At 57.5% G+C, this 15,427-nt stretch carries 13 protein-coding genes; 2 read left to right on the forward strand and 11 right to left on the reverse strand.

All coding sequences use genetic code 11. The features are described from left to right. Nucleotide 1: 1 nt before the first annotated feature. The 10 genes from ahbB (IE188_RS14885) to IE188_RS14930 form a co-directional block, all read right to left on the reverse strand. The gene (gene ahbB, locus IE188_RS14885; RefSeq protein WP_191287307.1) at nt 2–490 is read right to left on the reverse strand and encodes a siroheme decarboxylase subunit beta; all 489 of its coding nucleotides are present in this window, start codon (nt 488–490) and stop codon (nt 2–4) included. Beyond that, on the reverse strand, nt 487–939 hold the full coding sequence (locus tag IE188_RS14890; protein ID WP_191287308.1) for an Lrp/AsnC family transcriptional regulator: 453 nt from the start codon (nt 937–939) through the stop codon (nt 487–489). Before IE188_RS14890 ends, ahbB (IE188_RS14885) begins: the two co-directional genes overlap by 4 nt. Next, nucleotides 936–1,934 carry a siroheme decarboxylase subunit beta gene (gene ahbB, locus IE188_RS14895; RefSeq protein WP_191287309.1) on the reverse strand — a complete coding sequence of 333 codons (999 nt, stop codon included), beginning with the start codon at nt 1,932–1,934 and terminating at the stop codon, nt 936–938. The genes IE188_RS14890 and ahbB (IE188_RS14895) overlap by 4 nt, the downstream gene beginning before the upstream one ends. A 3-nt stretch (nt 1,935–1,937) precedes the next feature. Further along, nucleotides 1,938–3,089 (reverse strand): cytochrome D1 domain-containing protein, encoded by a 1,152-nt coding sequence (locus IE188_RS14900; protein WP_191287310.1) that lies wholly within the window; start codon nt 3,087–3,089, stop codon nt 1,938–1,940. Beyond that, nucleotides 3,086–3,388 (reverse strand): c-type cytochrome, encoded by a 303-nt coding sequence (locus IE188_RS14905; protein ID WP_191287311.1) that lies wholly within the window; start codon nt 3,386–3,388, stop codon nt 3,086–3,088. Before IE188_RS14905 ends, IE188_RS14900 begins: the two co-directional genes overlap by 4 nt. Further along, nucleotides 3,381–4,145, reverse strand: a complete 765-nt coding sequence (gene cobA / locus IE188_RS14910; protein ID WP_191287312.1) for a uroporphyrinogen-III C-methyltransferase — start codon at nt 4,143–4,145, stop codon at nt 3,381–3,383. The genes IE188_RS14905 and cobA overlap by 8 nt, the downstream gene beginning before the upstream one ends. A 233-nt stretch (nt 4,146–4,378) precedes the next feature. Further along, nucleotides 4,379–4,798 carry a cupredoxin domain-containing protein gene (locus tag IE188_RS14915; RefSeq protein WP_191287313.1) on the reverse strand — a complete coding sequence of 140 codons (420 nt, stop codon included), beginning with the start codon at nt 4,796–4,798 and terminating at the stop codon, nt 4,379–4,381. 67 nt (nt 4,799–4,865) lie between these two features. After that, a complete protein-coding gene (locus tag IE188_RS14920) occupies nt 4,866–6,704 on the reverse strand; it encodes a NapC/NirT family cytochrome c (RefSeq protein ID WP_191287314.1) in 1,839 nt (612 codons plus the stop codon). Between the two features lie 106 nt (nt 6,705–6,810). Beyond that, nucleotides 6,811–8,487, reverse strand: a complete 1,677-nt coding sequence (locus tag IE188_RS14925; RefSeq protein WP_229836892.1) for a cytochrome D1 domain-containing protein — start codon at nt 8,485–8,487, stop codon at nt 6,811–6,813. Nucleotides 8,488–8,760: 273 nt separating this feature from the next. Beyond that, a complete protein-coding gene (locus IE188_RS14930; protein ID WP_191287315.1) occupies nt 8,761–9,927 on the reverse strand; it encodes a polysaccharide pyruvyl transferase family protein in 1,167 nt (388 codons plus the stop codon). 271 nt (nt 9,928–10,198) lie between these two features. Between IE188_RS14930 and IE188_RS14935 the strand changes: the two genes are divergently transcribed. Continuing rightward, a complete protein-coding gene (locus IE188_RS14935; RefSeq protein WP_191287316.1) occupies nt 10,199–11,611 on the forward strand; it encodes an oligosaccharide flippase family protein in 1,413 nt (470 codons plus the stop codon). Nucleotides 11,612–11,897: 286 nt separating this feature from the next. Further along, nucleotides 11,898–13,907, forward strand: a complete 2,010-nt coding sequence (locus IE188_RS14940) for a right-handed parallel beta-helix repeat-containing protein (protein ID WP_191287317.1) — start codon at nt 11,898–11,900, stop codon at nt 13,905–13,907. Between the two features lie 198 nt (nt 13,908–14,105). Here IE188_RS14940 and IE188_RS14945 read toward each other — a convergent pair whose 3' ends face one another. Beyond that, on the reverse strand, nt 14,106–15,398 hold the full coding sequence (locus IE188_RS14945; protein WP_229836894.1) for a Coenzyme F420 hydrogenase/dehydrogenase, beta subunit C-terminal domain: 1,293 nt from the start codon (nt 15,396–15,398) through the stop codon (nt 14,106–14,108). Nucleotides 15,399–15,427 lie beyond the last annotated feature (29 nt).

Raw genomic sequence — 15,427 nt, forward strand, 5'->3', positions numbered from 1 at the left:
ATCAGCCCCCTTTCTTGCGAAGCCGAAGCCCCGTCTTTTTCAAAATTCGGGTGGAATAGAGCGTGTCACTGCCGCGCAGTGCATCGCCCAGAAGGTCGACGATCTGTTGGCGCTTTTCCTCGACCTCTTCACGCGATGATCCGTGGACCATGGCAAACAGGTTGTAAGGCCAGTCGGGCAGGGCACGCGGGCGTTCATAGCTGTGGGTGACGAAGGGCAGCGCGCCGATTTTCGGGCCAACCTCGTTCAGCACTGCGTCGTCCACATCCCAAACCGTCATGCCATTGGCGGTCATACCCAGTTTGTAGTGGTTGGGCGCGGCGGCGATGCGGCGAATGACGCCGCTTTCCTTCATTGCGGCGAGGCGCGCGGTCAGGTCGGACTCACTCAGCCCCAGTTTTTCGGCCACTTCGGCGTAAGGGGCAGGGACCAGCGGCAGGCCGGATTGCAGCGCCTCGATGATGGCGCGGTCTGTTGCGTCGATCGTCATGCTGCCACCCTGAACCCGATGTAAAATTCCTGAAGTTTTGGAAAGCGGAACACGGGCAGGCCGGTTTCGTCCTCGATAAGGTCGGCGGTGTCTGCAATGCCTTCGGGGGTTTCGCAGGCCAGCACGAACCACATATTCAGCTTGTGCGAGCGTTCATAATTGTGCGCGACTTCGGGGTGGGCGTTGACCTTGTCGTTCACCTCTTCAAACCGATCCGCGGGCACGTTCATGGCGCAAAGGCAGAAGGCACCCCCCATGGCGGCGGCGTCAAAGAACGGGCCGAAGCGGGTCAGAACGCCGGATGCGCGCAAGGCGCGGACACGGTCCAGCAGTGCCTCTTCCGTCAGGCCAAGTTTCTCGGCCAGGGGTGCGAAGGGGCGGTGGTCCAGCGGCAGGTCGTCTTGCAGGGCGTTCACCAGCGCGCGGTCGATATCGTCAAGGGCGGTCATTCTGCGGCCTCCTTTTCTTTCGCGATCATGGCGCCGGTTTGGCGAAAGCAGCGGGTGGAGAACAGGACTTTATGCTCGATTCCTTCCAGCGCGGGCAGGGCGCGGGCGTTCTCCAGCACCGACATTGCAGCCTCGCGCGATTGGGCGTGGATCATGCAATACAGGCGATAGGGCCAGACATCCGCGACCGGGCGGCGTTCGTAACAGAGCGTCACGCCGGGCAGCGCGGCCAGTTGGGTGCCAGCCTCGTAAACGTCGTCTTTGGCGACGTTCCAGACGACCATCGCGTTTGATTTCCAGCCCAGCTTGCGGTGGCGCACGATGACGCCAAGACGCGACAAGACCCCTGCTTTGGTCAGGGCGGTGACGCGGGTCAGCACCTCGGCTTCGGTGCGACCAAGTTGGTCGGCAATCACCGCATAGGGGGCGGCAACCAATGGCATGCCTTTGGTCAGCGCGTTCATCAGGTCTTTGTCGCCGTCGCGGATCGCGGACATATCCAGTGCGCGGGGGGCGGCGTGCATCACGGGGGTATCGCCGCTGCCCATCTTGAATCCAAGGTCAATATTGAAGGGCTGCATCAAGCGCAGGTCAAGCACACGCAGGCCCGTGCGATCCGATATCCGTTCAAGCGAGGCATTCACCGCGTCGCGATCCGGGCCGGTGGCGACGAACCAGATGTTCCATTCGTCCTCGCGTTCATAGGAATGGTTCACGCCGGGGTCTTCGTTGATGATCGCGGCGACCTTCTCGATCTGGCCTATGGGCGCGGCGACGGCGGCCAGGGTGGAGGCGGACAGAGTGTTCGGCGCACAGGTCGCGCCAACCCGAGTGATCGTGCCGTTTTCCTGCATGTCGGCCAGGCGGGTCAGCACGTCATCCTCGGTCGTGCCTGCCGCGCGCGCCAGCTCGGCAAAGGGGCGGGGCACGACAGGGAAGTCGCGCTGCCAGTCGTCCAGCAGGGCACGGTCGATAGGGTGGGCGATATCCTTCATCGCCTAGAGCCCCAACCGGTGCGCGCGGGCGGTGAAGAAAATGCCCGAGGGGCTGTCGGCGTCGATTTCGCGCAGCAATTCGAAGCTGTGCGTGTCATAGATTTTCACCTTGTTCTCATCCCGCACGCTGACCCAGATTTCGTGGCCGCGCGGGGTGAACTCCATATGCAGCACGGCGGGGCCGGGTTTGAACTCGTGGATCACCTCTTTCGTCACGGTGTCGATCACCTGAATGGTGTCGTTCATCGGGTGGGCGAAGTTGACCCAGACCTGACGACCATCAGGCCGCGCCATGGCGAAAACGGGCTGGGAATAGGTTTTGGTGCGGCCGGTTTCCTCAAGCGTTTGGGCATCGACCCACAGCACTTCGTGGTGGCCGACGGCGGGCAGAACGAACTCGGACCCGGTCAGCGCCCAGCCTTCAAGGTGGGGCATTTTATAGACCGGCATTTCTTCTTGCCCGCGCCCGTAATCGGGCATGACGCGGATCGGTTTGGGATCATCTTCCCACAGATCCAGCGCGGTCAGACCGTCTTCGCCAAAAAGACCGGTGATATAGGTGCGCCCGTTGCCCGTCACCAGCGCGTCATAGGGGTTCTTGCCCATGTCGGTGATTTTGGTGATCGCGGGCTCGGTGCCTTTGGACATATCGGCGATCCATGTCTCGCCCGTGTCCCATGTGGTGAACACAAAGCGGCGGCCGGGGATGTCCACCAGCCCGATGGTTTTTGACTGGGTGGGAATGTCGGCGACCATGTCCAAGGTGCCCGCGTCAAAGATACGCACGCCGCCGGGTTCATAGTTCGCCACCGCGACCAGTTCGCCATCGTCGGAAATCGCCCCACCGATGGAATTGCCGCCTTGCACGACGCGATTGGCGATCTTGCGTTCGACAATATCCACCTTGGTCAGCCCGCCATCGCGGCCAAACACATAGGCATAACGTTCATCCGGTGAATATACGATTGACGCATGGGACAGATCGCCCAGGCCTTCGATCCGCGCCAGCGCCGCCCGGTCGGATTGATCGACCAAGAGGACCGAGCCTTTGGCCCGTTCAATCACCAGACCCAGATCGCCGGTTGCAATCGTGTCGGCAAGGGCGGCGGTGCCAAGGGTGGCGGCAAGCGCGATGGCGGAAATCAGGGTTTTCATTCGGTGTCGCCTTTCAGCAGATAATCGGCAATCCAGGCCGCTTCGGCCTCGGACAGCAGGGGGCGCCAGGGGGGCATGGCGGTGCCGGGCACGCCGTCAAGGATGACGGTTTGCAGCACGTCGGCGTCGTAATGTTCGATGGTCTCGGCCCGGATGTCGGGGCCAAGCCCGCCCTTCAGGGTCAGCCCGTGGCACGACCCGCAATCCTGATGCACAAACCGCTGGAGCGCATCGGGGTCGATTGGCTCGTCGGCATGGGCGGTGCCTGCCAACAACAGAAGGACCATGAGACTACGCATGGGCGGCGATCTCTTGTGCGGGGTCGAACTGGTCGGCGTTGTAGAGCGACACGACCTTTCCGATGATGAACAGGGTGGGGGGCTTCAACCCGGCGCGGCGGGCGTCCTGCGCCACGTGATCAAGGGTCGAGATCATGCGTGTTTCGTCAGGGGTAGAGGCGCGAGAGATTGCCATGACCGGCGTATTCCCCGGCAGGCCTTCGGTCATCAGACCCACGGCGATCTGGCCGATATTGGCCACGCCCATATAGACGACAAGCGTGGTGTCGGGATTGGCCAGGCATTTCCAGTCCAGATCCAGAACGCCATCCGCCTGCCGGTGGCCGGTGACATATTGCACGCCGGTGGCCAGACCGCGATGGGTCAGCGGCACGCCGGTGACACTTGCGGCGCCCTGCGCGGCGGTGATGCCGGGGGCGTATTCGACCTCGACTCCTTGCGCGGCGGCATAGCCTGCTTCTTCCGAGCCGCGCCCGAAAATCAGCGGGTCGCCCCCTTTCAGGCGGGCGACGACGTGCCCCGCGCGGGCCTTTTCCACCAGGATTTCGTTGATCCGGTTTTGCGGCACCGTATGGCATTTCGACGCCTTGCCGACAAAGATCATCTGCGCATCGGGCGGGGCCATGGCGACGATGTCATCGGACACCAGCCGGTCATAAACCACCACGTCCGCTTCTTTCAGCATACGGATGGCTTTCAGGGTCATCAGCTCCGGATCTCCGGGGCCTGCGCCGATCAGGTAAACTTTGCCGGTCATGTCGTGTCTCGCTCGTCCTTAGGATGGCTGGAAGCCAGATACCCGAGAAGCGTGACAGCATCGAACATGCGCCAGAAGACAGACATCGCCAGCGGGTGAGGCTTGGGCCGGTTTGTGAGGCTAAAATGGCCCGCCCGCCGGTCCGGTTCCTTGATCTAGGTTAAGGCGCCGCCAATTAGCCGCGCCTTTTCCGTGCATTGAAAAAATGTAATGGAAACAGATATTTGTACCGGCTATTCTTCGGTGACAGTGACCATTCCGATCATTTTCTGCGTTTCCCAATGTGGACCGCACAGATATTCCTGATCGCCAGCGGTCAGAAAGGTAAATTCAATGCTTTCTTCGGGGAAGGCGCGGTCGCTTTCAGGCTCGCTTGGCAGAATCACACTGTGACTGGTGCGTTTGTCGACATTGACCCAGCGCACGGTGGTGCCCACGGGCACGGTCAGTTCGCCGGGGCAGAAATTGTATTTGTACATCTTGACGACCGTGACCCCTTCTTCTTCCGACGAAGGGTGACCGAACAGTTCCACATAGCGGTCTTCGGCCTCGGCGCAGATGGCGGCTTTCTTGTCGTCATCGGCCAAAACTGGAAAAGCCGTGCAAAACACGGCGGTTGAGGACAGGGCGAGTGCAGCGAGTGAGCGTTTCATCAGCGTTCCTTTCTGAACCTCGGACAAAGGGCGCTGCGGCTGGTTGAGGCAGCCGCAGCGCAGTTCTTTATTGCTTGACCACGTTAATCGCGGCTTCTGGATTGTCCAGTGCAAGGGTGGTGTCCAGCGTCACGTGGTGGAAACGTGCCGCCGTGAAGTCGTCGTGGATCGCAAAGCCGACCGTGTAGGTCTGGCCCGGCTCCAGCGCGACATCGCCTTCACCCCCGGCCAGCGGCCGCGAGAAGGTGACGGTCCACATACCATCGGCGCCAAGGTTGGCTTCGGCCGCAATGTCACCGCCATTCACCGTGCGGTTTTGCAGCAGATAGCCGTTTTCGGCAGAGCCATCGGCATAGACGCGCAAGAGGTCCATGAAGGTGCCATCGGCCAGCATCTGGTCGATCTCGGCCTGGTCCTTCACTTTGTCCCAACCACCCAGCGGCTTGTCGCCACGGCCTTTTAGCTCGATATCCGTGCGGCTTTCGGCCAGATACTTGGTGATCGTCTTGTCAGCCTGAAGCTGCGTGGCAACGTCACCGCTGGCGGCAATCGCATCCGCACCCGGATCAAAGGGCATATAGGTGTTGTCGGCGTGGCAGGTTGCCCAGCAACCCACTTGTTCACCCATCTCGATCCCCGTGCCGGTGATCATCATGCCAACCTTGATCTGGTTGTCAGGGTCCATCTTGCCACCGTCCACGAAGGGCGCGGGTGTGTGACCGGCATCCATCCATTGCAGGCGGAAATAGACGTTCTCGTCGTCATAAGCCGCCTTCAGCGTGGCGTTGATGGTACCGCGCTTGCCGGGGATCGGGGTCGGTTCAAGCTCGTCGTTCTTGCCGCCGCCGCCAGCGACGATCTTGTCGCCAATGGCATCCAGCTCTTTCGCGTGGCAGGTCGAGCATTGATCGCCACCCTTGGTCAGCGGACGTGCGCCGCCGTGGGTTTTGCCGTTTTGCACCCATTCGAACGAGGCCTGGCCCGGATAGAACAGGGTCATATCGGTCGAGGCGACAGCGTCCCAATCGACATTGGTTGCAACGGCCCCACCGGCACTTGCGGCAGCAGGTGTCGCACCTGCGTCCCCACCGGCAGATCCGTCCGATGCGGAGCCAGCCATTTCGGCCTCGACCTTGGCGCGTTCGTCAGCGCGGGCGGCCTCAACAGCGGCGGTGACGCGGGCGCGGGCAGCCTCGTCTTCGGCTTTGCGCGCGGCATCCGCTTCGGCTTCCTTGGCTTCGACACGGGCTAGGCTGTCCAGATAGGCCTGCGGCACTTCGCGAATAAACTCGGGTCGCGGGGCTTCCAGGGCTTCCAGATATTCTTCGTCCGCGCGGTCACGCAGGTCCGAGTGCGCAATGCCCTTGTGGCAGTCGATGCAGGTTTGCCCGGTTTCCATCGCGTTCAAGTGCTGCTGACGGGCGCGCGGGGCCTGGAATTCGGGCATCATGGATTGGAAATCGTGACAGTTGCGGCATTCGCGGCTGTCGGAATTTTTCAACCGTTCCCATTCGTTCATTGCCAGATGCAGGCGCTTGGCTTCGAATTTCTCTTCGGTGTTGATGGTCCCGACCAGCTTGCCCCACAGCTCGCGCGAGGCTTTGATCTTGCGGATCATCTTGTGCGTCCAGTCCTTCGGCACGTGGCAGTCGGAACAGACCGCCCCCACACCCGAACGGTTCACATCGTGAATCGTGCCCTTGTATTCCTGATAAACGAAATCTTCCATTTCGTGGCAGGAAATACAGAATTCCTTGGTGTTCGTGGCTTCCATGGCGGTGTTGAAACCACCCCAGAAAATGATACCGGCGACAAAGACGCCTGCGATTCCGGCAAGCGGCATCCCCCAAAGGAAATACCGTCGCCAAATCGGCTTTTTCGGTTCGCTACCGTTGGTCTGGGACATGTCCAGGCTCCGTTCTGGCTTCGTGTTTGGTCCGTGCTCAGACCAGTTTGATCAGAAAAGGGGCGGGCGCTGTGCCCGCCCCCTTGGGTTTCGTATCAGATCACCCTTAGGTGACGTGGTTCGACCGGTTATAGACGTTGAACTTGCCGGTCGGGGCGAACAATCCCTTCACACGGGCTTTCTCTTCCAGCGTTTCGGCATCGTAGATCACGATTTCGCCGTTCGGCTCAAGCGAGTCGGCCAGGTTCCAGTTCGAGACCCAGACTTCGGTGCCGTCTGCGTTGAACTCGAAGTGCACGGCGGCGTGGCCTTCTTGTTCTGTCAGCTGGATCGTTTTCACGATCTCACCCGTCTCTTTCGAGATCACCTGAACCGATTGCTGGATTTCAGGCTCGGGGTGCTTGGTCTGGTCTGCCCACACGTACTTGGAGTTCGGGTGGGTCCGGACAAACAGGCCTGCGCCGTCAGTCTCGACTTCATAGCAAACCTTCCATGCGTCGTCCGGGCGGTTTTCAGGGTCGTTCCCCCAAACCGTCACAGTCCCGACACCCAGGTGTGTCGTGCCTGCAACCGGGCCACAGTTCGGATCGTCCCAGTTGGCGCCGGGGCCGGGGTGCGGCAGGGCGGCAACGTCGATCATGGCTTCCAGCTTGCGTTCCTTGGTGTCGACAACAACCATCTTGTTCGAGGCGTTCGCCGCGATCTGGAAGTAGCGACCGGTCGGATCAAAGAACCCGTCATGCAGGAACTTGGCCGAGTCGATCTTGTCGATCCGCAGGTTGTCCAGGTCGGAATAGTCGACCTGCCACATCTGACCCAGCTCTTTCACGGCAACCAGCCAGCTGGTTTCGTTGGGCGTGGTATAGATGGCGGCGACGCGGGCTTCTTCCACGTAATCACCATCGGTGTTCACGCCGCGGGTCGACACGACTTTCAAGGGTTCCATGGTCACGGCATCCGCGATCACGAAGTGCGGGGGCCAGTAGCCGCCACCGATCACGTATTTGCCGTCGCCAGACACTGCCACGTCGCGGGCGTCATAGGCGATTTTAACCTCGGAAACCAACATCTTGTCGGGCGTCTGCCACAGGTCGATCTTGGTCATCTTGCCGTCGCGGCCCATCGTGTACCAGAAGCGGCCGGGCTGTTCGGGTTCTGTCACCTTGTGGTGTTCCGACGCTTTGATCACGTGCACGGCATAGCCGGTCGGGATGTGGGTCAGCACCTCTTTGGTGTCGCCGTCGACGATGGCAACCTTGCCGGCGTCACGCTCGATGACGACGAAGAAGTTTTCCCAGTTGCGGCCGTGCAGCGGCTCGGTCGGGTAGTCGGCTTCTTCGACATAGACCTTGCGGGTCTCTTTCATCTGCGCAAGTGACATTTCTGGCGGCTTCGGCGGATCCATCATGATATAGGTCGCCATGTCCTTGATCTGCTCCTCGGTCATGATGTCCGAGAAGTTGTTCATACCGCCTTCGGTACCCCACATGATGATCTTTTCAAGGCGTTCCTGGCCAAGTTTCAGCGTGCCGCTTTCGGTCACGGTGCCATCTTCGGCGGTGGTTTTCACGACCGGCTCAAGGCTCTTACCGGTGGCGCCTTTGCGAAGCACGCCGTGACAACCGGCGCATTGTTCAAAATAAAGCTGCTTGGATGCTTCGAATGCTTCTTCGCTCAGTGTCGGTTCCTGAGCAAAAGCCGGCATGGCGACGCTGCTGAGCATCATGGCGAAGCCAATCCCTAGCGAGCTGCGAATTTTCTTTTGGGTGGTTCCAAGTGACATGATCACTCTCCGTTTGCTTGGTGAGGCAAGGGGAAGATGCGGCTTTCGGGCCGCCGGCGTCTTGATATATGTCAACGAAGCTCACGAAAATGAGAGGAGTTGGGGTAAGCTGTTGAGAATGGTAGATAAATACTGGACTAGAGCAGATCGATTAGAATGTCGCACCCCAGGATTCGCGAACCATATGACGGCGCGTTCTGGATGTGATTGGCAAGGTTCTTGGAACGACAAGATCCAAGATAACGGCGCTTGATCCCAGATTCGCAACCAACCCTAATGGGAGGAGTCTATCTGACATATCAGGGTCTCAAGTGCATCTTCATAGGCTTGCAGCTTTTGGCTGCCCAGCTTGAACGCTTTTGCCATCTCTTCTGCGACTTGCTGTCTGTTCTCAAAGGCATCGAATATGTTCTCGATGATCGTCTCGCCAGGGTCGGTGGTGCAATCCACCGTATAAGGATAGCCCAAGCTGCCGAATAGACCGGCAAACTTGCGGCTGTATGCCATCGGTACAACCGGCACTCCGGACGAAAAAGCGGCGATGCAACTGTGCATCCGTGCACCCATGAAAAAATCCAAGCCAGAGATATAGCTTTTCGCCTCGGACGGGTTCTGGAACGCGGGTGCAGCGATTGCCAGGGGATAGGCCCGCGCAAGTTCTTCGCAGGCATGAAGATCGTCTTCGACGCTGCCTTTCTGCGCCGAGATCACATGCGGAACCAGATGCATCTCGCATTGAACGTCGTGATTCAGGAAGCGTTCAATAATGTCGTGCACCAGTTGACGATAATCGATCCGAAGGCCGAACATGTTTTTGCCGGTATAACCTCCACTCATCAAAAGACCCGAAACGTTCAATCCGACCTTGACGGGTCCACCCTCGGATTTGACCACTCGGTCATAGGGAAGGCGCAACGCTACGTCCGAGGCTTCGACAATTGAACCGCCTACGCCAAGTTCGCGCGCACATTCAGTGGACAAGTCGTCACGTGTAGCTACGATGGCGGACTTGTGCAGCGAGCGTTTGGCCAGGAGCCTGGACAGCGGCTTGGTAAATGGCCCGATGGTCTGCGGTGCGGTGACCAGTGGGCAACCTGTAAGATGCGCCAAGTACTTCAACATAAACAGCACCTTCAGGCGCTTGCGGCCATATATATCGGTGAAACTGTCACCTGCACCGATGTCGATCACCAGATCGGCGTCACGCATCAGCCGCGCAACTTTGTGGGGTTGGCGCAGGACACGGATGTTCTCAACCCTGATGTCTGGACCGGTTATGTACACCTCGCGCGGCCCAACAGCGTCAATGATAATGATGTTGACCTTGATCCCCGTGCGATTGGAAATTGAGCGTAGAATTTCAACCTCTGATGCGGTCAGAGCACCGACGCCCAGGTTATCATTTCGTGCGCCGTGAAAAGTTAAAACAACATCAATCATGAAAGCCTGCCTGAAATTATATGCTCGGTTCATATCCGACGACATGCGCCGGGAACCATCATGTGCCTATATCACGGTTTTCTGACTTAACGATATCACGAAGTTCCCTGTACTGATTGGTTTTTTGGGAAGCGAGCCCTGCATATGGCGAGAGGAGTGCCATATCATGTCGGCTATGCGCTTGACTGACCGGCAAGATGATTGAACAAATGCTCGTGGTATGGCGCTGACAATGTCGCGCGATCCCGATTTGAGCACCAGGATTTTTTGTATGTTTAAGTCCGCTATTCTGATTCTATCCGGAAATGCGTCGACCTCGATCCTATTGTTTGCGCGGAACCTTCTGGTGGCGCGTTTGGTCAGCGTCGAAGATTACGGTATTGCTGCCACCTTTGCGATCAGCATGGCAATCGTCGAGATGATGTCGACGTTGGGTTTGCAATCATTGATCGTGCAAGACCGCGAAGGTGATGACCCTGCCCTGCAAGCCGGCCTGCAAGGATTTCATCTTCTGCGCAGTGTATTCTCGGGTGCTGTGTTGTTTGGGATATCACAGCCGTTGGCCAATCTTCTGGGCATTCCCAACGTCGCCTGGGCATACCAAGTGCTGGCAGTGGTGCCCGTGCTGCGCGGGTTCATCCATTTCGATATTTACCGGATGCATCGCAGTATGGTTTTCCTGCCTTCTGTCCTCAGCACGTCAGGGCCGGCACTTGTGGCAGTTCTGACGATCTGGCCTTTGTACAGATTGTTCGGTGACTACCGCGTGATGCTCTATTCGGTTTTGGTTCAGGGTTTCACACTAATGATTGTGTCGCATCTGTTGGCGCGACGCAGTTATCGGCTTGCGCTGGATGGAACAGTGGTTCGGCGCGCGCTGTTGTTTGGTTGGCCCCTGTTGATCAACAACATTCTGCTCCTGGCAATCTTTCAAGGTGAAAAGCTGATCGTAGGAAGCGAATTGGGGCTTGAGCCGCTGGCAATCTTTGCGATGGGCATGACCCTCACGTTGACGCCTACCCTGCTGTTCTCGAAAAGCCTGCAGTCCTTTATGTTGCCGCAGCTGTCAGCTGTGAAAGATGATGAGAAGCAATTTCGCTATCTCGCGAATGTAGCATTGGAAGCAAGTTTGTTTTTTAGCGTTATTCTTGTGCTTGGGTTTGTTTTCCTTGGCGCGCCGGTGGTCAACTTTCTTTTGGGCTCAAAATACGATGCACTGGTTCCGTTCTTGACATGGTTGGCAATTTTGCAGGCATTGCGGGGATTCAAGACCGGTTCTTCGGTCGTGGCCGTTTCGCAGGCAAAGACGGAAAATGCGATGGTGTCAAACGCGATCCGCGTGGTGATGTTGTTCCCGGCTTGGTATATGGCGACGCTGGGCTACAGCCTGATGGCCATCGTGTGGCTGGCGATTATCGGCGAATTTCTGGGCTATGTCGCGTCGCTCGTACTGCTGAAGTATCGTATCGGTCTGAGGATGCGTAAATCAGTTCTGCCTATTCTCTGTGCGTTCGCGATTCTTGTGCTTGCCGCCACAACTACCTTTCAACCCTTTGGGTCCGGGCTGATGGCAGAGCTGCTTACCGCAGGTGCGCTGATCACCCTCCTGTTGGTCTGCTTTCTAACAATGAAGGATCTTCACCGCTATGGACGCGAGCAATTTCTTCAGAAAGTGACGGGCTAAACAGAGCTGCTGAAGCGATTCCCAGAAGGCACATGAAAATAAGATTCGTGTACCGGTTCGTCTTGGTTCTGTTTGAACGACTTCTGCCTGATTTTCGGTCGTGGGCTGTAGCTGAACCGCTGAAAGCGGCTATTCTGGTCGCTTTTTTGAGCAAAAAACCACTTATCCGCCACAATCTCGGCGCTAATCTGCCGCATCGCAACGGAATGTTTTACGGCGGGGTGCTTTTATCAATCCAGCTGCGTAGGGACACGCGGGAAACGAGAGACCAAGCAGGAGAAAACATATGGCAGTGTTCAATGTCAGCACAGCATCAGAGTTGATGGACGCGCTCAGCAAAGCCGAAGGCGGCGATGAAATCCGTCTGGAAAGCGGTGACTATGGACGACTGGAGCTTACGTCCAAGACGAAATTCAATACGGACTATGCGTCAGAGGTGACAATTACCTCGGCTGATCCCAACAATCCGGCTTCGTTCTCGGAGATGAAGATTGGTAACGCTTCCAATCTGACATTTGACAACGTCCTCTTCGACTATGATTTCAGCAGCGGCGACCAGAAGTACACCAAGCCGTTTATTATCACCAAAAGCGAGAACATCACCATTCGCAACTCGGAGTTCCTGGGTGATACCGATGGGTCCGGTCTGGGCACGGCGCAGGGTTTGAATGTCAAGGACAGCAAATCAATTGTCATCGAGGACACGGAATTCTCTCTGTGGCATCGGGCGCTGATCGTCACAGATAGCTCGGATATCACCGTAACCGGCAACGATGTGCACAGCATCCGCTCGGATGGTCTGGATTTTGCCGCTGTGCAGAACGTGCTGATCGAAAACAACTATATCCATGACTTTACTGGATCGACCGATCCCGGCGATCACCGTGATTTCATCCAGTTCTGGACAAACGGTACTGATACGCCCAGCACGAATGTGACAATTCGAAACAATACCCTGGATATTGGCGATGGCAGTTGGGCGCAGTCGATCTTCATTCGGAATGAAGAAGTCGACAATGGTCGCGCAGGATCAGAGATGTTCTATCAGGACTTCGTGATCGAAGGTAACTACATTCGCAATGTCCATCTTCACGGTATCACGACCGGCGAGACCGACGGCCTTGTGATCCGCGACAATATCTTGATTGCGGCCGACCCCAACCTGGATGATGTCGCGAACCAGCTTCACTTCGACCGTTATGGTGCGCGCTCAGAGGCGCGTGTTCCGACCATTCGTTTGAACCCGGAAAGCGAGAACGTCACTGTAACCGGCAACGATTTCTATGGTGCCGAAGAGTACCACAGCCGTAGTCAGGATCGGATTTTTGACACTGAAACGGACAAGGGTGTCGTCAACGAGCCGAGCGACTGGAGTATTTCTGGCAATACAATTGATGCAGGCTCGGATGGCCCTGCGCCGGATCTGGATGGAGGGTTGCAACAAAAACCGCAGCCGGAGCCTGAACCGGAACCTGAACCGGAACCGCAACCCGAGCCCGAGCCGCAACCGGAGCCGGAACCGCAACCCGAGCCTGAGCCGCAACCGGAGCCGGAGCCTGAGCCGGAACCGCAACCCGAGCCTGAGCCGGAGCCGGAGCCGGAACCGCAACCCAAACCGGAGCCCGAGCCGGAACCGGAGCCCGAGCCGCAACCTGAACCCAAGCCCGAGCCGCAACCAGGATCGGACTCAGACGCGTCGATTGACGGTTTTGTCCTCGACTTCTCCGATATTGCTGGAACTGACGCGCTTGAAGACGACAGCTTTGTCTCGACCGCCGGTGGCTCAAGCAGCGTCCACTTGGATGGAGACGGCGACTATGTCGATCTTGGCCGTTTGACCGAGTTCGAAGAGTCAAACAAAGTTGCCTTCTCGATTGATTACAATCGCGACGAAGCGGACGGGGGCACCTCGCGACTCGTCTGGAACCATATGAAGACCGGCCTGACTCTGAAAGATGATGGGCTTGCGGTTCACGTCGCAACGGCTGATGGTTCGTTCAAAGGGTTCAAGATCAAGGATCTTGGGCTGAACGACACGGACGATCATAATATCGTCGTCATGGTCGATGGTGATGCCGATCGGTTGCAAATCATCGTGGATGACACCGTAGTTCTGGACGAAACGGACACGGATTTCGAGCTTGTCGGAGCCGGTGGCCATGAATGGGGCTGGAACATCGGAAGCGCCACTGGGCGCTGGTTCGATGGTGAAGTAACAGCGTTCAGCGTCGATGATGATTTCGAGTTTGTGGATGAAAGCTCCCATCACTTGGATGATACGCCGCTACTGGGCTAAGTGATCCATCCAATCGAGAAGAGACAACCGGCGACCCTGAGGTCGCCGGTTTTTTGTCTGGGCGTCAAGCGCCTCATGCTCCATATGCCACTGATCCGAGACCGGAGCGCGGCATCAATCCACGTGCTTGTTTGGTATCCGCTTTCAATTCACAGTCCAGCGACGCGTACTATCAGCATACCGATCTATGGCCGGAGATTATATGCGACCGGTAAATCCCCGTCGCAGCATCCCCAAAAAGTTTCGAGAGTTTCGGGCGAAGGTGTTTTGCCGAGCCATCTTCAGAAGATGCAGACCGCGATAATGAGGGATCGGCTTGCGTAAAATCCAAAGACCCGCCAGTCGTGCCAAAAGCGCGCGACGACGATTTGTTTGGCCCGGCTGCATTGTCGCAAGCTGATCGTTGTTAAAGTGATCAATGGCCAGAACTCCAGCGTCGACCGCACCTTGCAGTACGCTTTCACCGACCTTCGTCCGAGTGACAATCAAACTGATACCATCCTGTTCTTCAAACAAGGGATAGCCATCGGCATCACATGTCCATGCATCTGCGCAAACGAGGTCGGCAGCTGTCCCGCTGCCATCGGCGCAGATTTTGCATCTGTGCTGGACATGTGAAGAAAGGATACCACCCCACGATTCGTGATAGCTCATGGAGTGGGTTTCACCATCATGCAAGATTGCGGTGGCTTTGCCCGGCCAGCCGTTGCCGCGATACCTGAATGCCCGCACCTCTTCGACCCGAGCGCCGAGTGCATCCAATACCTTCCCGCTTCCAGTCAGGGATGGCACACCGGCACAGAAGAATGACAGCATGAATGGAATTTGCGCATCAATCCGCGGATCAAATTTCGCCAATGCACGCAATGCTGCGATGTCGCACGGTTTCCCAACCAGTGCGAATTTTTTACCAGTCGCCAGGTGGAGGTCCAGTTCGGCCAGTGGTGCGGAAGGGGCGTAGCGTGATCCGGCCGCGGACAAGATCTCTTCCCGCGTATCGCTCAGGAACGTTTTGTTTGCTGTTGGAAGTGTTTCGCTTGGTCCAGTTTGAAGGACGTGATCAATCTGACCGCTGTCAAGAAGGTGCAGGATAACGGCCGATAACGCACCTCCCGATGATCCAGCGAAGCGCAATTGTGGGTCAATCGCGTGACCTGTGTGCATATGCAGGTAAGGCCCCCAGATCACATCATCGGCCCGGCCATTAGCCTCAACGCTCTGCCCCATACCAGGGCAAATTCGGGCAATAGTTTCATCTTCTTCGTCAGAAAGACCGTCGCTGAGCTGTGGACGCAGAAACCCAGGATCCTGCAACACCATCTTAATTTTGTCTGGCGCTACCGCAGCGCACGCGCCACATCCGGAACACAGACTTCCCTGCGCCACACGAGCAATGGTTTTTGAACGCTTCTCGAGTTCGTCACGCGCTTGCGAATTCATATTGGGTTCTTTCAAAAATCCAGTCGTGTTCATCACAGGCGCAAAAAACATGCGTTCGATACCCGAAAAGGGCAATGCTG

The sequence above is a fragment of the Aliiroseovarius zhejiangensis genome (assembly GCF_014656375.1).
In the GTDB taxonomy this organism is placed as follows: Bacteria; Pseudomonadota; Alphaproteobacteria; order Rhodobacterales; family Rhodobacteraceae; genus Aliiroseovarius; species Aliiroseovarius zhejiangensis.

Coding starts and splice junctions, on each gene's coding strand:
- ahbB (WP_191287307.1), bottom strand. CDS start 490: ATGACGATCGACGCAACAGACCGCGCCATCATCGAGGCGCTGCAATCC.
- IE188_RS14890 (WP_191287308.1), bottom strand. CDS start 939: ATGACCGCCCTTGACGATATCGACCGCGCGCTGGTGAACGCCCTGCAA.
- ahbB (WP_191287309.1), bottom strand. CDS start 1,934: ATGAAGGATATCGCCCACCCTATCGACCGTGCCCTGCTGGACGACTGG.
- IE188_RS14900 (WP_191287310.1), bottom strand. CDS start 3,089: ATGAAAACCCTGATTTCCGCCATCGCGCTTGCCGCCACCCTTGGCACC.
- IE188_RS14905 (WP_191287311.1), bottom strand. CDS start 3,388: ATGCGTAGTCTCATGGTCCTTCTGTTGTTGGCAGGCACCGCCCATGCC.
- cobA (WP_191287312.1), bottom strand. CDS start 4,145: ATGACCGGCAAAGTTTACCTGATCGGCGCAGGCCCCGGAGATCCGGAG.
- IE188_RS14915 (WP_191287313.1), bottom strand. CDS start 4,798: ATGAAACGCTCACTCGCTGCACTCGCCCTGTCCTCAACCGCCGTGTTT.
- IE188_RS14920 (WP_191287314.1), bottom strand. CDS start 6,704: ATGTCCCAGACCAACGGTAGCGAACCGAAAAAGCCGATTTGGCGACGG.
- IE188_RS14925 (WP_229836892.1), bottom strand. CDS start 8,487: ATGTCACTTGGAACCACCCAAAAGAAAATTCGCAGCTCGCTAGGGATT.
- IE188_RS14930 (WP_191287315.1), bottom strand. CDS start 9,927: ATGATTGATGTTGTTTTAACTTTTCACGGCGCACGAAATGATAACCTG.
- IE188_RS14935 (WP_191287316.1), top strand. CDS start 10,199: ATGTTTAAGTCCGCTATTCTGATTCTATCCGGAAATGCGTCGACCTCG.
- IE188_RS14940 (WP_191287317.1), top strand. CDS start 11,898: ATGGCAGTGTTCAATGTCAGCACAGCATCAGAGTTGATGGACGCGCTC.
- IE188_RS14945 (WP_229836894.1), bottom strand. CDS start 15,398: ATGTTTTTTGCGCCTGTGATGAACACGACTGGATTTTTGAAAGAACCC.